Here is a 271-nt window from a genome sequence, read left to right as displayed (position 1 = left end):
GGCCAAACAGGCCGACGTGGTGATTTCCACCGCGCTGATCCCGGGCCGCGCCGCACCGACGCTGATCTCGGTCGACACCGTGCAGGCGATGAAACCCGGCTCCGTGCTGGTCGACCTCGCGGCAGGACGCGGCGCCGAGTATGAGGGCCGGCGCGGCGGCAACTGTCCGCTCACCGAAGCGGATCAGGTGGTGATCAGGCATGGCGTGACGATCGTCGGCTATACGAATCTGGCCTCGATGGTGCCCGCCGATGCGTCGTCGCTCTACGCG

Annotated in this window: 1 pseudogene; it reads left to right on the top strand. The window is 68.3% G+C overall.

The features are described 5' to 3' along the window. Positions 1 to 271, top strand: a pseudogene (locus tag P0D71_RS36125) (NAD(P)(+) transhydrogenase (Re/Si-specific) subunit alpha); the annotation flags it as partial.

The organism is Paraburkholderia sp. RL17-383-BIF-A (assembly GCF_046028015.1).
Lineage (GTDB): Bacteria > Pseudomonadota > Gammaproteobacteria > Burkholderiales > Burkholderiaceae > Paraburkholderia.
This window is presented reverse-complemented; position numbering and strand designations above follow the sequence as displayed.